We start from the raw sequence: 16409 nt of genomic DNA, 5'->3' as shown, positions 1-16409 counted from the left end.
GCCCGTCTGGCGATGTGCTTGCCCGTTGATCCGGCAAGCATCGCCGTCCCCTCGGGGGCTGAGGCCGGACAGGGCAAGTCCTGAGGACTTGTCGTGCCAGCCGAAGAGCAGCCGCTCCGTCGGCTGCGCGGTCTGCAAGACCGGCTGGGCCTGCCCGTGTGCAGCGGCGCAGGACTGGACGAGGGGCAGCTTCATGCCAGGGCCTCTGACGGCAGGTGCACGCGGGCAATGACGCCGCGCGGCTGGGCGGCCTCCAGCTCCAGCGTGGCGGCGTCGCCAAAGCGGCCGGCGAGCCGGGCCCGGGTGTTGGCCAGGCCCACGCCAGCGCCGCCACTGGCCGAGCCAAAGCCCTGGCCGTTGTCGGCCACCTCGACGGTCAGGCCGCCATCGGCCGCATGGCTGGCGCGGATCACGATGCGCCCGCCCTCGGGCAGGGGCGAGAGACCGTGCTTGATGGCGTTCTCCACCAAGGTCGGCAGCACCAGCGTCGGCAGGCGGGCCTCCAGCAAGTCGGGCGCTGCGGTGATGTCGAAGGTCAGTCGCTCGCCCATGCGCATCTGCAGGATGGCGAGGTAGTGGCGCACCAGCTCGAGTTCGTCGGCCAGCGTGGACTCATGCCGGCGCATGCCGGGCAGGGCGGCGCGCAGATAGGCGATGAGAGCCACCAGCATGTTGCGGCCGCGCTCGGGTTGGGTCTCGTACAGGCGCTTGACGTTGGCCAGCGTGTTGAACAGGAAGTGGGGTTCGATCTGCGCGTTCAGCGCCGACAGCTGGGCCTCGGTCTGCTGGGTCTTGAGGGCCTCGCGCTCGCGGAACAGGCGGGTCAGCTCATCGCGGCCCTGGCGCTGGGCGCGGCTGACGAGCAGCAAGGCATAGGCGATGCCGCCGAGCAGGGCCCACAGCGAGATGGTGGAGATGACCCAGCCGGCCTTGACCTTGTTGCTGGGGTCGCCCATGGAAGAGACCGCATAGCGCAGCCAGGTGCCCAGGGCCGCACCGAGGCCGACGGCCAGGGCCTGCACCGTCAGCGCGGCGGGCAGCTTCCAGCGCCGGCCGGCCAGCAGGGCCTCGGCCAGGCCCACCATCAGCAGCAGGGAGAGGCCGGTCAGCAGGCATTGGCGGCTGAAGCGGATCAGATCGAAGAGGGCTTCGTCCAGGCCGCCATCGCCTTCCCCGAACCAGGTCAGCGCGCGCGAGATGGCATAGAGCAGGCAGAAATAGTAGACGCCGGCCAGCATGCGCAGATTGCAGACACGGCGAAAGGCTTGCAGCGGGCTGAGGTCCTCCATTCGGGCGATTCTCGGTGGGCCACCGCCGCCCGGGGTGGGATGCGACGAACTGGCCTCAGGGGCTGCCGGCTGCGGCAATCAGCGCCTTGAGTTCACGCTCCGACGCCAGCGGGTCGCCGAGGTTGACCTCGATGAGGCGGCGCAGATGGGTGATGGACTCGATGTCGATGCTGCGGCACAGCACGCCGGCGTGGCTGCCTTCGACATGAGCCAGCTCGCCGGCCATGGAGATGACGACGTCAGCCGTGGCCCCCGCCCCGAGAGGCAGTTTCACCAGGCAGGGCATGCCGACCTGGGGCGGGTGGCCGGTCGGCAGTTGCAGCAGCACGCCCTTCAGCGAGATGTCGAGCACCTGGCAGAGCAGATGCTCCTGGGTCGTGATCAGCTCGGCGCCTGAGGCGAAGGCGACGCGGGCGAATTGGCGACGTTCGTTGCTGATGATGATCTCCCGGCGGCGGAGGCGATGAACCTCGGCTGATCCTAGACGAAAGGCTCCAGCGCAGCACTGCTGCTGAAGACGGTGCTGTGGTCCACGGCCTGCTGCAGCCGGTCGGGCGCCAGCGAGGCCAGGCCCATGGCCTCCAGCATGAACCAGGCGGCGCGCAGCAGGGCGACGATCTCGTCGCGCGTGCCGTCGACCTCGACCGGGGAGTCGTCCCAGCTGCGGTCCTGGGACTGGCGCGGCGCGACGACGGCCGGCCGGTGGGCGCGGGCGATACGGGCCAGCAATTCGCGGGTGTCGACCGTCGCGCTGGGGGCGTCGATGAGGCGCACCAGGTCGCCCAGCTGCTGCTCGGCCGCGGCGGCCAGCAGGCGCGCGGCCTGGTCGGCGCCGCCCGCCAGATAGAGGCCGGCCGCGAGGTCGGCGTATTCGAGGGCGGCGGAGAGCCGCTGGAGGTCGGGATTGGACGACATGACCATCGAGTCTAGGTTGTGTGCAGGGGCAACGGGCGGCCAAACTTCACGCTGCTTTGTTTATGCTGACCCCTCAATGAGGGCCCTCAGGAGCGCTGCAGTGATCGATAGACGCCAGCATCTGCAACACCTCGCCGCCCTGGCGTCCGCAGCGGCCTTGCCTGCCTTTGCCGCGGACGACAAGGACAGCACCTATGACGAGGAGTCCGTCCTCAAGGCTGCAACCGATTTCTTCGGCCAGACGACGGAAGGCCTGGCCAAGGTCATCGAGAAGGCCTTCAAGGAGCAGGGCCGGCCCAATGCCTACATCAGGGGCGAGGAAGCCAGCGGTGCGGTAACCGTCGGCCTGCGCTATGGCGACGGTGAACTGCTGATGAAGGGCGGTGGGTCGTCCAAGGTCTATTGGGCCGGCCCGTCCATAGGCTTCGACGTCGGCGGCAATGCGTCCAAGGTCTTCACGCTGATCTACCACCTGCCCAAGGCCAGCGCCATCTACCAGCGCTTCCCGGGCGTGGACGGCAGCCTCTACTACATCGGTGGCGCCGGCATCAACTACCAGCGCCTGAAGGGCATCACGCTGGCGCCCATCCGCCTGGGCGTGGGCCTGCGCGCGGGGGCCAGCGTCGGCTATGTCCATTACCGGCGCGAGAAGAGCATCAATCCGTTCTGAGCGTCCGCGCCGGCAGGCGTAGACTGTATTTTTGTACAGCATTTTCCGGGGCCTAGTGTGAGCACCACCAACGAACTGTCCGTACAGGACATCTCCAGCGAAGTCCTCATCGAGAAGTACGCCAAGGGGGGCGAGCAGACACCCGACGAGCTGCGCGAACGCGTCGCCCGGGCCCTCGCCCAGGCCGAGAAACCCGCCGACCGCGCGCGCTGGGCGGCCGCCTTTCTCGAGGCCCAGCAACGCGGCTTCGTGCCGGCCGGCCGCATCATGTCCGCCGCCGGCACCGAGCTGTCGGCCACCCTCATCAACTGCTTCGTGCAGCCGGTGGGAGATTCCATCGCCACGCCCGAGGACGGCGTGCCCGGCATCTACACGGCGCTGACCGAAGCCGCCGAAACGATGCGCCGCGGCGGTGGCGTCGGCTACGACTTCAGCCGCATCCGCCCGCTGGGCGCCTGGGTGGGCTCGACGCGCAGCCACGCCTCGGGCCCCATCAGCTATATGCGCGTCTTCGACCGCAGCTGCGAGACGGTGGAAAGCGCCGGCAGCCGCCGTGGCGCGCAGATGGGCGTGCTGCGTTGCGACCACCCCGACATCGAGGCCTTCATCCACGCCAAGGACCAGGGCGATTTGCGCAACTTCAACATCTCCATCGGCGTGACCGACGCCTTCATGGAGGCGGTGCAGGCCGACGGTACGGTGGAACTCGCCCACCGCGCGCAACCGAGCGCCGAGCAGATCGAAGCCGGCGCCTACCAGCGCGGTGACGGCCAATGGGTCTACCGCAAGGTGCGCGCCCGCGAGCTGTGGGACCAGGTCATGCGCTCCACCTACGACCACGCCGAACCGGGCGTGCTCTTCCTGGACCGCATCAATGCCGACAACAACCTGCACTACTGCGAGACGATTGCGGCGACCAACCCATGCGTGACCGGTGACACGCGGTTGGCCACCCAGCACGGCCTTGTGCCCATCGCTTGGCTGCAAGCCAATGGCGCAGCGTTGGACTGCACGGTAGACCGACGCGCGCTGGGCGCCGAAGAGCGCGGCACCGTGGTTCGCCCCGCCGTGCCGGCCTTCCTGAGCGCCGGGCAGGCCGAGGTCTTCAAGGTCACGACGGCAGAAGGCTATGAGATCAAGGCCACGGCCTGGCATGAGTTCTACACAGCACGCGGCAAGCTCAAGCTGTCCGAGTTGAAGCCGGGCGACGAGCTGTGGGTGCAGTCCGGCAAGGGCCAGTTTGGTGCCCAGGGCAGCGAGGCTCTCGGCACCCTGCTCGGCCTGATCACCGGCGACGGCCATTTCACGAACCGCGGCAAGGGCGAGCAGGCCGCAGTCGTCAACCTGTGGAACGAAGAGCGCCAGCTCGCCGACGGCATCGCCAGCTTCGTCAACACCTTGATTGCTGGCATCGCCCAGGCGCCGCGTGAGTACCACGTCAAGCCGGTCGCCATTGCCGAACGCAATCTGGTGATGATCCGCTCCATCATGCTGGCCCGCGTGCTGGACGGCTATGGCTTCAACGCGAAGACCAAGCTGGCCGTGCCCGAAGTCGTCTGGCAGGGCAGCGAGGACTGCATGCGCGGCTATCTGCGCGGGCTGTTCCAGACCGACGGCACGGTCAATGTGTCGTCGTTCAGCCAGAGCTGCTCGGTGCGGCTGTCGTCCCTTCATCGGCGTCTGCTGCAGGACGTACAGGTGCTGCTGGCCAACTTCGGTGTGTTCTCTCGTATCCATGAACGGCGTCAGGGCGGCGCGCGCAGCTTGCCGGACGGCTATGGCGGCCGGCGCGACTATCTTTGCCAGACGCTGCACGAACTCATCATCGATGGCGAGTCGCGCGAGGCTTTCATGCGCGAAGTCGGCTTCCTGCTGCCAGCCAAGCGTGAGAAGTACGAGGCCTGGGTTCATGGCAAGGCATTGCTGAAGAGCCAGCGCTTCGCAGCGAAGATCGCGTCCATCGAAGCAGTCGGTGTCGAGCCGGTCTACGACACGACCCAGCCCGACGGCAACACCGTCATCTTCAATGGCCTGGTCACTGGGCAATGCGCTGAACAGCCCTTACCGCCCTACGGCTGCTGCTGCCTTGGCTCCATCGACCTGACGCGCTTTGTGCGCGACCCCTTCTCGCCCAAGCCGGTGTTCGACGAAGCCGGCTTTGCCGAGGTCGTGGCCGTCGCCACGCGCATGCTCGACAACGTGCTCGACGTGACGCCGTGGCCTTTGCCCGCGCAGGCGCAGGAGGCGAGCAACAAGCGCCGCGTCGGCCTGGGTTTCACGGGCCTGGGCGATGCCCTCGTCATGCTGAACCTGCGCTACGACACGCAGGCCGCGCGCGACATGGCCAGCCATATCAGCGAGCTCATGCGTGATGCGTCCTATGCCGCGTCCAGCGATCTCGCCGCCGAGCGTGGCAGCTTCCCCCTCTTCAATGCCGACCTCTATCTGTCCGGCGGCAGCTTCGCGTCGCGCCTGCCGCAGGGGCTGAAGGACAAGATCCGCTCGCAAGGCCTGCGCAATTCCCACCTGCTGTCCATCGCGCCCACCGGCACCATCAGCCTGGCCTTTGCCGACAACGCGAGCAATGGCATCGAGCCGGCCTTCTCCTGGACCTACACGCGCAAGAAGCGCCTGCCGCAGACCGAGGGCGGCGGCTTCAAGGAGTACCAGGTCGAGGACCATGCCTGGCGCCTGTATCGCCACCTGTTCGGCGCCGATGCGCCGTTGAGTGAGGCCTTCGTCACCGCGCTGGAGTTGAGTGCGGCCGACCACGCCTCCATGGTCGCGGCCGTCGCGCCCTATATCGACACGTCGATCAGCAAGACGGTCAACGTGCCGGCCGACTATCCCTACGAGGACTTCCAGGACCTCTACATCCAGGCCTGGCAGAGCAAGCTCAAGGGTTTGGCCACCTACCGGCCCAACAGCGTGCTCGGCTCGGTGCTCAGCGTGACGCCGGAGGTCAAGCAGCCCGAGCCCCTGCGGGCCGATGTGGATGGCACCAACCAGCGCCTGCGCGTCGAGCGCCTGCCCAATGCCGTCGTTGCGTCGCTGCGCTGGCCCGGCCGCCCCGAGATGCCCGGCGGCAACCCAGCCTGGAGCTATCTGATCCAGCACCCGCATGGCGACTTCGCCCTCTTCATTGGCGAGCTGCCGCTGGACGGCCCGGACGGTGGCCTGTTCGGCCGCAACCTGCCCTTCGAGGTCTGGGTGAATGGCGCCGAGCAGCCGCGCGGCCTGTCGGCCCTGGCCAAGACGCTGTCCATGGACCTGCGCACCAACGACGCTGCCTGGCTGCGCCTCAAGCTCGACGCGCTCGCCACCGTTGCTGAGGAGCGTGCCTTCGAGATGCCCATGCCGCCCAGCGGCGAGAAGCGACTCTTCCCCGGCGTCGTCGCCGCGACGGCTGCCGTCATCCGCTGGCGCTGCGAGCAACTCGGCGCCCTGCAGGAGGGCGGCGCCACGCCGGTCGTGGATGCCATGTTCAGCCGCAACGAGCCGCGCACCGGTGTGTCCGGCACGCTGGCCTGGGCGGTGGACGTGGACAACCCGGCCACCAACGAGCAGTTCACGCTGACGCTGAAGGAAGTGGTGCTGCCCACACCGGACGGTGGCAGTGTCACGCGCCCCTGCGCCATGGGTTTCTCGGGCAACTACCCCAAGGCCCTGGACGGCCTGGCGCGCCTGCTGTCGCTGGACATGCGCGTGATGGACCCGGGCTGGATCGCGATGAAACTGCGCAAGTTGCTCAATGTCGGCGAGCCGCTGGGCCATTTCATGGCGCCGGTGCCGTCATTGAGCGGTGAACGCCGCCAGCAGATCTGGCCGTCCACCGTGGCCTATGTGGCCCGCCTCGTCATCCACCGCTACGCCATGCTCGGCATCCTCGACGAAGCTGGCCAGCCGCTGACCGACATGGGCCTGCTGCAGACGCCGGCGCCCAAGCTCGCCGCGGCCGCCGGCACGCTGCAGGTCCAGGCCGGCAAGCCCTGCCCGGAGTGCGGCAACGCGACCATGATCCACAAGGATGGCTGCGATTTCTGCACGGCCTGCGGCTATGTGGGCCAGTGCGGCTGAGGGGGCGGTGATGCACCAGGGTTCCTGCCACTGCGGCGCCGTCCGCCTGACCTTGCCGTCCACGCCGACCGTGGCCACCGATTGCAACTGCTCGCTGTGCCGCCGGGTCGGCGGCATCTGGGCCTATTTCGAGTTCGGCACCGTGGCCATCACGGGCCACCCGGAGGCGACGATGGCCTACGTCTGGGGCGACAGGACCTTGCGGACCATTCGCTGCGCCACCTGTGGCTGCGTCACGCACTGGGAGCCCGTGGAACCGACCCCCGGCGGCAAGCACGGCGTGAATCTGGCGAACTTCGACCCGGCGCTGGTCGCCGCGGTGAAGGTGCGCAAGTTCGATGGGGCCGAGACCTGGCGCTTCTTCGACGAGCTCGGCGGCGCCTAGGACGCAGTCGGGCGGCGTGGCATGTGGTGGCTTGACGTGGGTCAAGCCAGGCAGCATCCGCTGGCAACCGGCTGGCTCAGGCCTGCAGCAACAGCTGTCGACGGTCCGCGCTCCTCAGCCGGCGCGGCGAACAGCCGAACTCGCGGCGGAAGGCCTTGTTGAAATTCGACAGATCGGCCCAGCCGGTGTCGTAGGCCACCTCCGTCACCGGCTGGCGCGTGTCGCGCAGCAGCCGCAGCGCATGCATCAGCCGCATGCGCATCAGGTACTGGTGCGGCGTCACGCCGATGGCTTGGCGAAACACCCGCAGCAGATGGAAGGGGCTCAAGCCGGCGACCTCGGCGACCTCATCCAGGGTCAGTACTTCGGCGCTGCGCGTCTCGATGCAATGCGCCGCCGCGCGTGCGCGCTCGTCCTGCCGCGGCAGGGCGGCCGGCGCCTCGCCGTCGACCAGGGCGCGCTGCACCTGCGCCACGATGGCCAGGGCCGCCTCCTCCAGCGCAAAACCCTCGTCACCGTCGGCGGCTAGCCCATGGAAGATCCCCGCGACGCGCGGCAACGGTGGCAGGCAGGCCCGGGTGAAGTGGCCCGGCCGCCGGGCGACACCGAGGGCGCCCAACGACTCCTCCAGCAGGGCCGGCGACAGCGACAGCACCGTGCAGTCGTCCCCTGAGCCATCGCTGTCCTCGTGCGAGCAGGCGTAGCCCTCGCCGACGTTGCCCAGCATCAGCCAGCCTGCGCTCAGCAGGGCCCCGCCGGCGCGGGTGCGATAGGTGAACTGGCCCCGCTCGACGAGCGTGATGGAGAAGGCGGGATGCGCCTCGTCGACCGCCCGCTCGCCGCGGCCGGCGCGGCACTGGCAATGCATCAACCGCAGCCCGGCGCCGCGCTGCACGGGGCGGTAGCGGCGTTCGGCCTGGGGCGGGGCGGTCTGGGGCAGGGACATGGCCGCATCGTAGGAGGGCGGGTGTGCAGGTCCTGTCAGCAGGCATCGCAGTTTTTGCCAAGTTTTCTGCGGCCGCCTTCCCTAGGCTTCGTGCCATGAAACACCTCCTCTCCCGCCTCGCCTGGCTGGCCATGCTGGCCGCCGCACCCGCCCTTGCCGCCGACCACCTGGACACGCCCACCCTCATCGCCGACCCGGCCGCCGACATCGGCGATCTCTTCGCCTGGACCGCGGCCGACGGCAAGCGCCTCAATCTCGTCATGGACATCGTCGGCAAGCGCTTCTCCGACCAGGTCCAGTACGTCTTCCACGTCGACAGCGGCCAAGCCCTGGGCCGCACCACCGCGAGCACGCGCCTGGTCTGCCAGTTCGACGCCGCAGGCGCCGCCAGCTGCTGGGCCGGCCGTGCCGACCGCCTACAGGGCGACGCGGGCAGCCCCGACGGCCTGGCGAGCCGGAGCGGGCGCCTGCGCGTCTTCGCCGGCCTGCGCGACGACCCCTACTTCAACAATGTGCGTGGCACGCGCAGCGCGCTGAACGCGGCCGGCGATGCCATCCGCAGCGGCCAGGCCGCGCAGGACGCCAGTGGCTTCCGCCGCTTCGATGCCCAGACGCTCAAGCGCATCCCCGAGCTCTGGAGCCAGACCCAGGGCGGCCCGGCCCGCAACTTCCTGGCCGGCTGGACAACTTCGGCCATCGTCGTGTCGGTCGACCTCGACCTCGTCAACAGCGGCGGGCCGCTGCTGGCCGTCTGGGGCCGCACCGAGCGCCGCCAGGCCGTGCCGGCCGGCGAGCCGCCGCCTCCCGGCGCGCCCATCGACCGCATGGGCCGCGCGCTGACCGGCAACGCCCTGCTGGCCACCGTCGGCGACGACGACATCGCCAACCTGCTGAAGGAAGCCTACAACCGCGCCGACTCCACCGGCTGGCAAGGCTTCGCCACCGAGATCGGCCGCAACCTGGCCCTCTACGACAGCTTCGACGGCGTGGCCGGCAACCAGTGGCTGGCCGATCCGCAAGACGGCACGCCCGCCCGCTACAAGCGCCTGGCCGAGCTGCTGGCCGACGACCGCCTCTGGGTCGACAGCCGCCAGACACGCTGCCTGCATTACCTCGCCGTCGAGCGCAACGCCTTCGGCGCGCCGCCTTTGGGCGACTGTGGCGGGCGCACCCCGCTGCAGAACGTCAATGGCGTCTTCCGCTCGCTGCTGATCCGTGGCACGCCCGATGTCGCCGACGACGGCGTCACGCAGGACGACCACGAGCACTCCACCACGGCCTTTCCTTTCCTGTCCCCACCATGATCCGCACCACCCTTCTGACCCTGGCCACCGCCGCGCTGCTGGCCGGTTGCGCCACGCCGCCAGCCACCACCACCCAGGGCGCCATCGCCTTGGCCAACCTCGACGATCAGCTGCAGCGCCAGGCCGACGATCCCGCCGCGCTCGAGCTGTGGCTGCTGCGCCTGCAATTCCTGGCCGACTACCGGGTGCTGGACCGCGCCGCCGCAATGACCGAGGCGAGCATCGACAGCACTGCCGATCGCCTGCGCCGTGCACGGGCCCGCATGGCCGCGCATCGCTTTGCCGACGCCCGGGTCGACCTCGACGCCGCCGGCGCCACGCCGGCCCAGCGTGCCACGCTGCTGGTGGCCACCGGCCATGCCGCCGAGGCCCTGCCCGCGCTGCAGGCCGAGGCCGAACGCCAGCCCGGCTTCACCAGCCATTGCGCGCTGGCTCGCGGCCTGGCCGCCGTCGGCCGGCTGGAGGAGGCCGACCGCCTTTACGCCCAGGCCCTGCGCGAGCTGGACACGACCTTGCCCTTTCCGGCTGCCGCCCTTGCCTTCGCCCGCGGATTGATGTGGTCCGAGCAGGGCGGCGACCCGGCTCGCGGCGCGACCTTCTACGCCGAGGCCCTGCGCCTGCTGCCCGGCTACGCGGCAGCCGGCATCCATCTGGCCGAGATCGAGCTGGCGCGAGGAGATGAGGCCGCGGCCGAGGCGCGCTTGCTGCAGGTTGTCATCTATACCGACGAGCCCGAGGCCATGGCCCTGCTGGGCGAGCTGCATGTGCGACGGGGCGAGGTGGCGCGCGGCCAGGACGAGATCAACGGCGCACGCCGCCGCTACGAGAGCCTGCTGGCCCGCCATCCCGAGGCCTTCGCCGACCATGCGGCCGAGTTCTACCTCGGCGCGGGCCGCGATCCGCAGCGCGCCTGGACCTGGGCCCAGGCCAATCTGCGCGAACGGCCGACGCGGCGCGCCTACGCGCTCGCCATCCGCGCGGCCGAGGCGACGGGCCGCACGGGCGAGGCCCTTGCCCTGCGCCAGCACATGCAAGCCCGTCACGCAGCGCGGGCCGCCTGAGTCCATGGAGCTGCAGAGCGACCCATCAATCGGGCTGCCTGATCAGGTTGACAGCCATCGGCTGACGCCCGTCGAGCACGTCCGTGGTGACCTCCCGCAGCACCACGGCGCCATGCTGTTTGCGCCAGCTGTCCCAGAGCCGGGCGGCATCGGCGTCGATGCTGGAGGGACCGCTGAGCACATAGGTGCGCCCCGTCTTCGTCGTCACCTCTTCGGTATCGATGTGCACGAAGGCCGCGGCGGAAGACACCTTGGCGCAGCCTTCGTCTTCGAGGTAGCCGACGAGGTGCCAGGTGGGCGCGTCGTAGTTGGGCACCTGCACCTCCCATGCGCGCCAGCGGACCAGGACGATCCGCGGCTCCTGGGAAAAGGGGGTGGAGATCCAGAAGCTCATGGGTGCGGCGATGACTTCGTCCCTGGGGCCTTGGCGCTCAACGGTGAGCGCCCCCAGACGATGCCTACGGCGCAGGCGCGCCGTTGTAGGACTTTGAGCTGCTTGAATGCCAGCCGGCGGGCAACCGTTCCCGGTTAAGGCGTCTTCGCCGCGCTCGGCGGGCTGGCCGACCATTGCTGGCGGTACTCGGCCCGATAGGGCAGCAGGTCGTCGACCTCCAGCTGGCCCAGCTGGCGCAGCAGCTCGGTCGTGACGGTGATGGGGCGGGCGACGCGGCCGCTGGGAGCTTGCTTGGCGAAGGCCCGCCGCAGTTCGTCGGCCAGTTGCCAACCGTGCAGGCCGGTGGGCTCGGCGATGGTGGCCAGCTGCTGTGAGCGACCGGAGCGGATGCGGCTCAGCGCCGTTCGCGAGCCGTCGCCGGCGGCAATGCCGACGATGTCGCCACGGCCCAGGGCCTGCAGCGGGAAGTGCATGGAGTCCATGTAGACGTCGTTGATCGCCAGCACATGGGTCCAGCGCCTGCCGAAGCGCTTCTGAAGCTTCTCCAGCGCGGCCGGCATCTCCTTGCCGGCATTGGAGATCGGCAGGTCCTCGACGGCCAGCAGCTCGCAATGGGCACAACGCGACAGGGCCTCGCGCATGCGCAGCGTCTTGACGTTGGCGATGTCGAAGCGGCCGTCGTTGAAGATGACGACGCCGGCCTGGGCACCAGGCGCCGGCGTGACCAGGGCCGCTGCCATGTCGGCCACGACCAGGGGATCGGTGCTGACGTTGGCAAACAGATAGGGCGTCGCCCCCTGGCGCGCGGCCGCATGCCAGCCGACCAGCACGGGCTTCGGGCCCGAGGACGCCGCCAGGCGGTCGGCGATGTCGCCTTCGTCGAAACCACCCAGCACGATGCCGTCGGCGCGGTCCTTCAGGGCTTCATCGAACAGGCGCCGGATCGTCGCCTTGTCGCCCTTGCCGTTGGCGATGCGCAAGGCCCAGCCGAGCTCCTGGCAGGCCTGCTCGAAGCCGCGATAGACGGTGGTGATGCCGCCGTTGCGGAAGTCCTGGGCCAGGAAGACGATGCGCCTGGGAGCAGCCGTTCCCGCCTCGATCGGTTGTGCGATCGCCGCGCTCGCGGCCACGGCGGCCAGCAAGCCGAGCATCGAGCGGCGCAGCAGGCGGGTGCCGAAGCGGGCGGACGTCATGCATGCAGCCTACCCTGCATTCGCCCGCGGCGGGCGGTCCTCAGTAGATGTCGACCTTGACCTTGTCCACCGTGTATTTGCCGCTGCCGTAGTAGCCCTTGCTGCTCCCATCCCGCGTGAAGCGCAGGTGAATGACGGGCGCGCCGCCGGGGTAGTTGGGCCCGCTGCCGTAGACCGGCACCGGCGCGGTGCCGGTGTTGACCGTCGGTGTCTGGTCGACGGTGCGGGTCAGGGACTTGGAGGTCTCCAGCGCCGCGAAGATGTTGGCCGAGTTGTAGGCGCTGCTGTAGTAGGCCGTGCCGATGGCGCTCTTGCTGCTGGTGACGACCTTGCTGGACCAGTTGTACTTGTCGCCCGGCGTCAGCAGGCTCACGCGCAGGCCGTTGACCTTGTAGTAGCTGCCGGTCTGCACGCTGGCGCCGGCCGTGTCGATGACGAGCAGCTTGTTGGTGCCGTAGACCGTTGCTGTCTGCGCCGAGGTGTCCACGACCACGCCGGTGTTCTCGTCCACACCGAAGCCCTGGGCCACGCCCAGGTCGCGCAAGGCGGCGGCCAGGCGGCCCAGGCGCCCGGAGCGGCTGTCGAAATGGGTGTCGCTCAGGATGCCGGCGGGCAGATAACCCAGGGCCTTCATCGTCGCGCCGTTCTCCAGGTAGCGCAGCGCGCTGGTGCCGTCGCGCGTGTCGCCCAGCGTGGCGTAGCCGGTGACGGGGGTGTCGGGCAGGTCGGCGCCGTAGTAGAGGTAGCCGTAGCTGACACCGGCGGCGTGCATATTGACGTTGAGCGCGTGGTTGCCGGCCGAGTCGCCGGCGATGACGATGCTGCCGCCGCCATTGCTCCAGCGGCTGCGCAGCGCGGCGGCCAGGGCCGTGTCTGCGCCGCTGTCGGTCAGCAGGGTGCGGATGATCTTGGCCTGGTCGCCGCCGACGAACCACACCGCGTCGGCCTGGTTGAGGATGGCGATATTGGCCTGGCCCTCGGGCGTGCTGCTGCTGGTGTGAACGCCGTAGTTGTCGACGTGGGCGGTGATGAACTTCGGGCTGAAGCCGTGGGTCTGGAAGAGGTTGTAGTAGCCGCGCTTGAGCGGCGTGGAGCCGCTGGCGGGGATGTCGTTGTTGAAGGCGTCCAGGCCGGTGGCGTAGCTGTCCTTGGCGGCCGTGATGACGGCGATGCGCGGGCAGGCCGTGGTGGCCCAGTTGCTGCCGCAGTTGCTGGTGCTGTTGATGTTGGGCGTGAAGCCCGTGTCGCGACCGGTGGCCTTGCGCAGGCCGTTGACGAAGAGGTCGGTGTTGGCGTCTTCATAGGCGCCACCGGAGAGGAAGAGTTTGCCGGCTGCAGCCGGCAAGGAGGCCGCGGCCAACAGGCCGCACAACACGATGCCCACGACTGATTTCATGTGCTCTCCAAGCGGAGGAGGGTGGCGCCGGAATGGCGACCTCGAACCCTGAACGCACGGTAGTGACGCGGGCGTGTCGGCGGAAGGCGGTGACTTGCAGCGGGGCGACGCCGACTTGCGTCGCTGTGCCGGGGCCGGGAATGTCCCGAGCGGGTGGGCCCTTAGGTGGCACGCCAGGCGAGCACCGGTCCGCCATCGTCGATGCGTGCATGCACCGGCGGCTGGAAGCCCGCGGCCTTCAACGCGGCCAATACAGGCTTGTGCGTGTCGGGCACATCCAGCACATGGCTTTCCGCCTGCTCGCCGAGAAAGGACAGATAGACCGTCTGGCGCGGCAGCAGCGCCGCGAGATGGCTGCGCCAGTCGGGGCCCAGGCGGCTTTCGGCCTCGGCCGGGTCACCGGGGTAGAAGCGTGCGCCCAGGGCCTGCCAGAAGGGCGAGTGGCCTTGGGCGTCGCGCCAGCCGGGCAGCTCGCAGACCACGGTGTCACCGAAGTCGGCGGGTCGGTCGCGCAGCAGCTGCTGGGCCGCGGCGACGAGTTGCGGCAACTCGGGCGTCGGCTGCAACTGCGTCAGTTCCGCGGCGCCGGTGTGGTCGTTGCCGAGCAGCAGCGTGGTCTGCACGCGGAACAGGTCCAGTTCGGCGGCCGCATGCACGACGCGGCCGAGGCGGAAGTGATAGCGCGGCAGCTTCAAGCCGATGCGGGGCAGGAGCAGGGCGCTGGCGCCGTTCAGCGTCAGTCGCAGGCCGGTGGCTTCCTGGGTCACTTGCACGGTGCTCATGCTGTCACCTCTGCCTGCAGCGGCGTCATCACGAGGCGCTCGCCGGGCTGGGCGCCCACGCGGGCCGCAGTGCCGGCATCCACATCGTGGCCGACTTCGGCCAGCACGGCGCGAAACCGCGCGCGCTCCGTGCAGGCCACCAAGGCCCACTCGCGAGGGCCGCTTGGGCCGTCCTGCACCAGGACGTCCCGCGCCAGCCTCACGCTGCGCAGCGATGCCAGCGGCGCCTCCACCGTCGGGCCGCCGTCGAAGATGTCGACATAGGTGTCGGCGTCGAAGCCCTCGTCCTGCAGCACCGAGAAGGGCAGTTCGCCCACCGGATGCAGCTGGCCCAGGGCCCATTGCGCGGCCTCGGGCAGCAGGGCCACGTAGATGGGCGAGGGCGGCATCAGGTCGGCGATGCAGGCGCGGCTGCGGCCGCCGATGATGGCCTCGGCCTCGGGGTAGGCCATGCCGAAGAAGCGCCGCCCGACGGCGTCCCAGAAGGGGCTCTGGCCGGCCACGTCCGTGATGCCGGGGCTCTCGGCCGCGATGCGCTCGGAGAAGCGCGCCGCGTTGCCGCGGATGAAGAGCAGGCGTGCGCGCGACAGCAGCTGAGCCGCGGGGCCCTGTTCGTAGTCGGGCTCGAGATAGAAGGAGGTCAGCAGCGTGGTGCCCGTCAGGTCGTGGCAGAGGTGCAGGGTGTGCATGCGCTGCGACACGCCCAGGGCCGTGCTGGCGTGCACGACGAACTCGTTGCGATAGCTGTAGAAGCGGTCGAAGAAGCCGGCGCTGGCGGCGATGCCCGAGCAGCCCACGATGCGGCCGGCGTCTTCCAGCACGAAGAGATAGGTCTCCTCGCCGCTGGCGTCGTCGGGGCTGGCGAAGGACTGCAGCGAGGCGCTGATGCGCGCGCGCAGCTTGGCCTCGTCGTTGGGCAGCGAGCTGATGCCGTCGGCGCTGGCTGCGGCCATGCGCAGCAGGTCGGGCAGGTCGGCCGCCGCCACGGGGCGCAGCAGCAGGGTGTTCATGGGCGGTCTCCGGAAAGAGGTTCGGCGCGCCAGGCCTGGGCGCGCTGGCTGCGCTCGTCGCGCGGCGTGCGGCCGAAGTGGGCGCGGTAGGCGTTCGAAAAATGCGGGCCCGACGAGAAGCCGCAGGAGAGGCCAATCTGCAGGATGGACTGCGAGCTCTGCTGCAGCAGCCGTCGCGCACGCGCCAGGCGCAGCTCCAGGTAGTGGCGCGACGGCAGGGTGTCCAGGTGCTGCTTGAAGAGGCGCTCCAGCTGGCGGCGCGACACGCCCACCAGCGTGGCCACCTCCTCGGTCGGCAGCGGCTCGCCGAGGTTGGCTTCCATCAGCGCCAGGGCCTCGGCCAGCTTGGGGCTGCCGGCGCCGCGCTGTTCGCTGTAGCCGCCGCGCTGACGCTCGTCGCGCGGTCGCAGGCCTGCCAGGCCCAGCGCCTGCAGCAGCTCCTGGCCGAGGCGCTCGCCGTGCTGGGCGGCCAACCAGGCGCAGCACAGGTCCATGCCGGCCGCACCGGCGGCGCTCAGCCGGTCGCCCGCGGCATTGATGTCCCACAGGCCCTGGGCCCAGGCGACGCCCGCGTGGGCATCGGCCAGGCCGTCCAGCAGCGGCCAGTCGGCACAGGCGCGCTGGCCGTCGAGCAGGCCGGCGGCGGCCAGCCAGGCGGCGCCGGCGCCGAGGCCACCGAGCGCGACGCCGTGAGTGGCCCAGCGGCGCAGCAGTGCGAGGGCGCTTGCATCAGGTGGCGTGGGCTCGGCGGCGATGACGAAGACGGCATGCCAGTCGGCCGGTGGCGCCGCGCAGCCGGCCTGCACGATCACACCGCCCTGGGCAGTGATCAACCCACCGCTCATCGACAGCGCCTCGGCGCGGTACAGGGCCTCGTCCTGCAGCTCGTTGGCGGCCTCCAGGCTGTCCACCACGGCAGCCAGCGCGAGCAGCGGGAAACCCGGCTCCAGCAGCAGGCCGATGCGGCGGACGGGTGGCGTCATGCGC

15 protein-coding genes are annotated in these 16409 nt (G+C 69.9%); 5 read left to right on the top strand and 10 right to left on the bottom strand.

All coding sequences use genetic code 11. The features are described 5' to 3' along the window. Positions 1-191: 191 nt before the first annotated feature. Genes AC1D2H_RS22305 through AC1D2H_RS22295 form a run of 3 tightly spaced genes read right to left on the bottom strand, consistent with a single transcriptional unit; the run spans position 192 to position 2204 of the window. Positions 192-1289 carry a sensor histidine kinase gene (locus AC1D2H_RS22305; RefSeq protein WP_478012496.1) on the bottom strand — a complete coding sequence of 366 codons (1098 nt, stop codon included), beginning with the start codon at positions 1287-1289 and terminating at the stop codon, positions 192-194. Positions 1290-1344: 55 nt separating this feature from the next. After that, the gene (locus tag AC1D2H_RS22300) at positions 1345-1728 is read right to left on the bottom strand and encodes a PilZ domain-containing protein (protein WP_478012529.1); all 384 of its coding nucleotides are present in this window, start codon (positions 1726-1728) and stop codon (positions 1345-1347) included. 41 nt (positions 1729-1769) lie between these two features. Continuing rightward, positions 1770-2204, bottom strand: coding sequence for a hypothetical protein (locus AC1D2H_RS22295; RefSeq protein WP_478012495.1), 435 nt, complete (start codon positions 2202-2204; stop codon positions 1770-1772). A gap of 100 nt (positions 2205-2304) precedes the next feature. On the opposite strand from AC1D2H_RS22295, the gene AC1D2H_RS22290 reads away from it, so the two are divergent. The 3 genes from AC1D2H_RS22290 to AC1D2H_RS22280 are packed head-to-tail and all read left to right on the top strand — an operon-like array spanning position 2305 to position 7336. Continuing rightward, a complete protein-coding gene (locus AC1D2H_RS22290; RefSeq protein ID WP_477936270.1) occupies positions 2305-2874 on the top strand; it encodes a DUF1134 domain-containing protein in 570 nt (189 codons plus the stop codon). Positions 2875-2931: 57 nt separating this feature from the next. After that, the gene (locus tag AC1D2H_RS22285) at positions 2932-6951 is read left to right on the top strand and encodes an LAGLIDADG family homing endonuclease (RefSeq protein ID WP_478012494.1); all 4020 of its coding nucleotides are present in this window, start codon (positions 2932-2934) and stop codon (positions 6949-6951) included. Between the two features lie 10 nt (positions 6952-6961). Further along, positions 6962-7336 carry a GFA family protein gene (locus AC1D2H_RS22280; protein WP_478012493.1) on the top strand — a complete coding sequence of 125 codons (375 nt, stop codon included), beginning with the start codon at positions 6962-6964 and terminating at the stop codon, positions 7334-7336. A gap of 76 nt (positions 7337-7412) precedes the next feature. Here the strand turns inward: AC1D2H_RS22280 and AC1D2H_RS22275 are convergent, their stop codons facing one another. Further along, complete coding sequence (locus AC1D2H_RS22275) at positions 7413-8282, bottom strand: helix-turn-helix transcriptional regulator (protein ID WP_477936276.1); 870 nt, start codon at positions 8280-8282, stop codon at positions 7413-7415. A gap of 95 nt (positions 8283-8377) precedes the next feature. On the opposite strand from AC1D2H_RS22275, the gene AC1D2H_RS22270 reads away from it, so the two are divergent. Together AC1D2H_RS22270 and AC1D2H_RS22265 are read left to right on the top strand one after the other, a co-directional pair. Further along, positions 8378-9586 carry a hypothetical protein gene (locus tag AC1D2H_RS22270; RefSeq protein ID WP_478012492.1) on the top strand — a complete coding sequence of 403 codons (1209 nt, stop codon included), beginning with the start codon at positions 8378-8380 and terminating at the stop codon, positions 9584-9586. Continuing rightward, positions 9583-10647, top strand: coding sequence for a hypothetical protein (locus AC1D2H_RS22265; protein WP_478012491.1), 1065 nt, complete (start codon positions 9583-9585; stop codon positions 10645-10647). Before AC1D2H_RS22270 ends, AC1D2H_RS22265 begins: the two co-directional genes overlap by 4 nt. A gap of 25 nt (positions 10648-10672) precedes the next feature. Here the strand turns inward: AC1D2H_RS22265 and AC1D2H_RS22260 are convergent, their stop codons facing one another. The 6 genes from AC1D2H_RS22260 to AC1D2H_RS22235 all read right to left on the bottom strand — a co-directional run bounded on the left by AC1D2H_RS22260 (position 10673) and on the right by AC1D2H_RS22235 (position 16405). After that, entirely contained in the window at positions 10673-11041 is a 369-nt protein-coding gene (locus tag AC1D2H_RS22260) for a hypothetical protein (RefSeq protein ID WP_478012490.1), read from the bottom strand. A gap of 134 nt (positions 11042-11175) precedes the next feature. After that, entirely contained in the window at positions 11176-12234 is a 1059-nt protein-coding gene (locus AC1D2H_RS22255; RefSeq protein ID WP_478012489.1) for a substrate-binding domain-containing protein, read from the bottom strand. Between the two features lie 40 nt (positions 12235-12274). After that, a complete protein-coding gene (locus AC1D2H_RS22250; protein ID WP_478012488.1) occupies positions 12275-13630 on the bottom strand; it encodes a cyanophycinase in 1356 nt (451 codons plus the stop codon). Between the two features lie 161 nt (positions 13631-13791). Next, positions 13792-14412 (bottom strand): arginine N-succinyltransferase, encoded by a 621-nt coding sequence (locus tag AC1D2H_RS22245; protein WP_478012487.1) that lies wholly within the window; start codon positions 14410-14412, stop codon positions 13792-13794. Next, positions 14409-15422, bottom strand: coding sequence for an arginine N-succinyltransferase (locus tag AC1D2H_RS22240; protein WP_478012486.1), 1014 nt, complete (start codon positions 15420-15422; stop codon positions 14409-14411). Before AC1D2H_RS22240 ends, AC1D2H_RS22245 begins: the two co-directional genes overlap by 4 nt. Continuing rightward, positions 15419-16405 (bottom strand): GlxA family transcriptional regulator, encoded by a 987-nt coding sequence (locus AC1D2H_RS22235; protein ID WP_478012485.1) that lies wholly within the window; start codon positions 16403-16405, stop codon positions 15419-15421. The genes AC1D2H_RS22240 and AC1D2H_RS22235 overlap by 4 nt, the downstream gene beginning before the upstream one ends. Between the last annotated feature and the right edge of the window lie 4 nt (positions 16406-16409).

Source organism: Roseateles sp. P1_C1_2 (genome assembly GCF_056406535.1).
This window is presented reverse-complemented; position numbering and strand designations above follow the sequence as displayed.

Coding starts and splice junctions, on each gene's coding strand:
- AC1D2H_RS22260 (WP_478012490.1), bottom strand. CDS start 11,041: ATGAGCTTCTGGATCTCCACCCCCTTTTCCCAGGAGCCGCGGATCGTC.
- AC1D2H_RS22280 (WP_478012493.1), top strand. CDS start 6,962: ATGCACCAGGGTTCCTGCCACTGCGGCGCCGTCCGCCTGACCTTGCCG.
- AC1D2H_RS22235 (WP_478012485.1), bottom strand. CDS start 16,405: ATGACGCCACCCGTCCGCCGCATCGGCCTGCTGCTGGAGCCGGGTTTC.
- AC1D2H_RS22275 (WP_477936276.1), bottom strand. CDS start 8,282: ATGTCCCTGCCCCAGACCGCCCCGCCCCAGGCCGAACGCCGCTACCGC.
- AC1D2H_RS22265 (WP_478012491.1), top strand. CDS start 9,583: ATGATCCGCACCACCCTTCTGACCCTGGCCACCGCCGCGCTGCTGGCC.
- AC1D2H_RS22250 (WP_478012488.1), bottom strand. CDS start 13,630: ATGAAATCAGTCGTGGGCATCGTGTTGTGCGGCCTGTTGGCCGCGGCC.
- AC1D2H_RS22270 (WP_478012492.1), top strand. CDS start 8,378: ATGAAACACCTCCTCTCCCGCCTCGCCTGGCTGGCCATGCTGGCCGCC.
- AC1D2H_RS22295 (WP_478012495.1), bottom strand. CDS start 2,204: ATGTCGTCCAATCCCGACCTCCAGCGGCTCTCCGCCGCCCTCGAATAC.
- AC1D2H_RS22305 (WP_478012496.1), bottom strand. CDS start 1,289: ATGGAGGACCTCAGCCCGCTGCAAGCCTTTCGCCGTGTCTGCAATCTG.
- AC1D2H_RS22240 (WP_478012486.1), bottom strand. CDS start 15,422: ATGAACACCCTGCTGCTGCGCCCCGTGGCGGCGGCCGACCTGCCCGAC.
- AC1D2H_RS22255 (WP_478012489.1), bottom strand. CDS start 12,234: ATGACGTCCGCCCGCTTCGGCACCCGCCTGCTGCGCCGCTCGATGCTC.
- AC1D2H_RS22245 (WP_478012487.1), bottom strand. CDS start 14,412: ATGAGCACCGTGCAAGTGACCCAGGAAGCCACCGGCCTGCGACTGACG.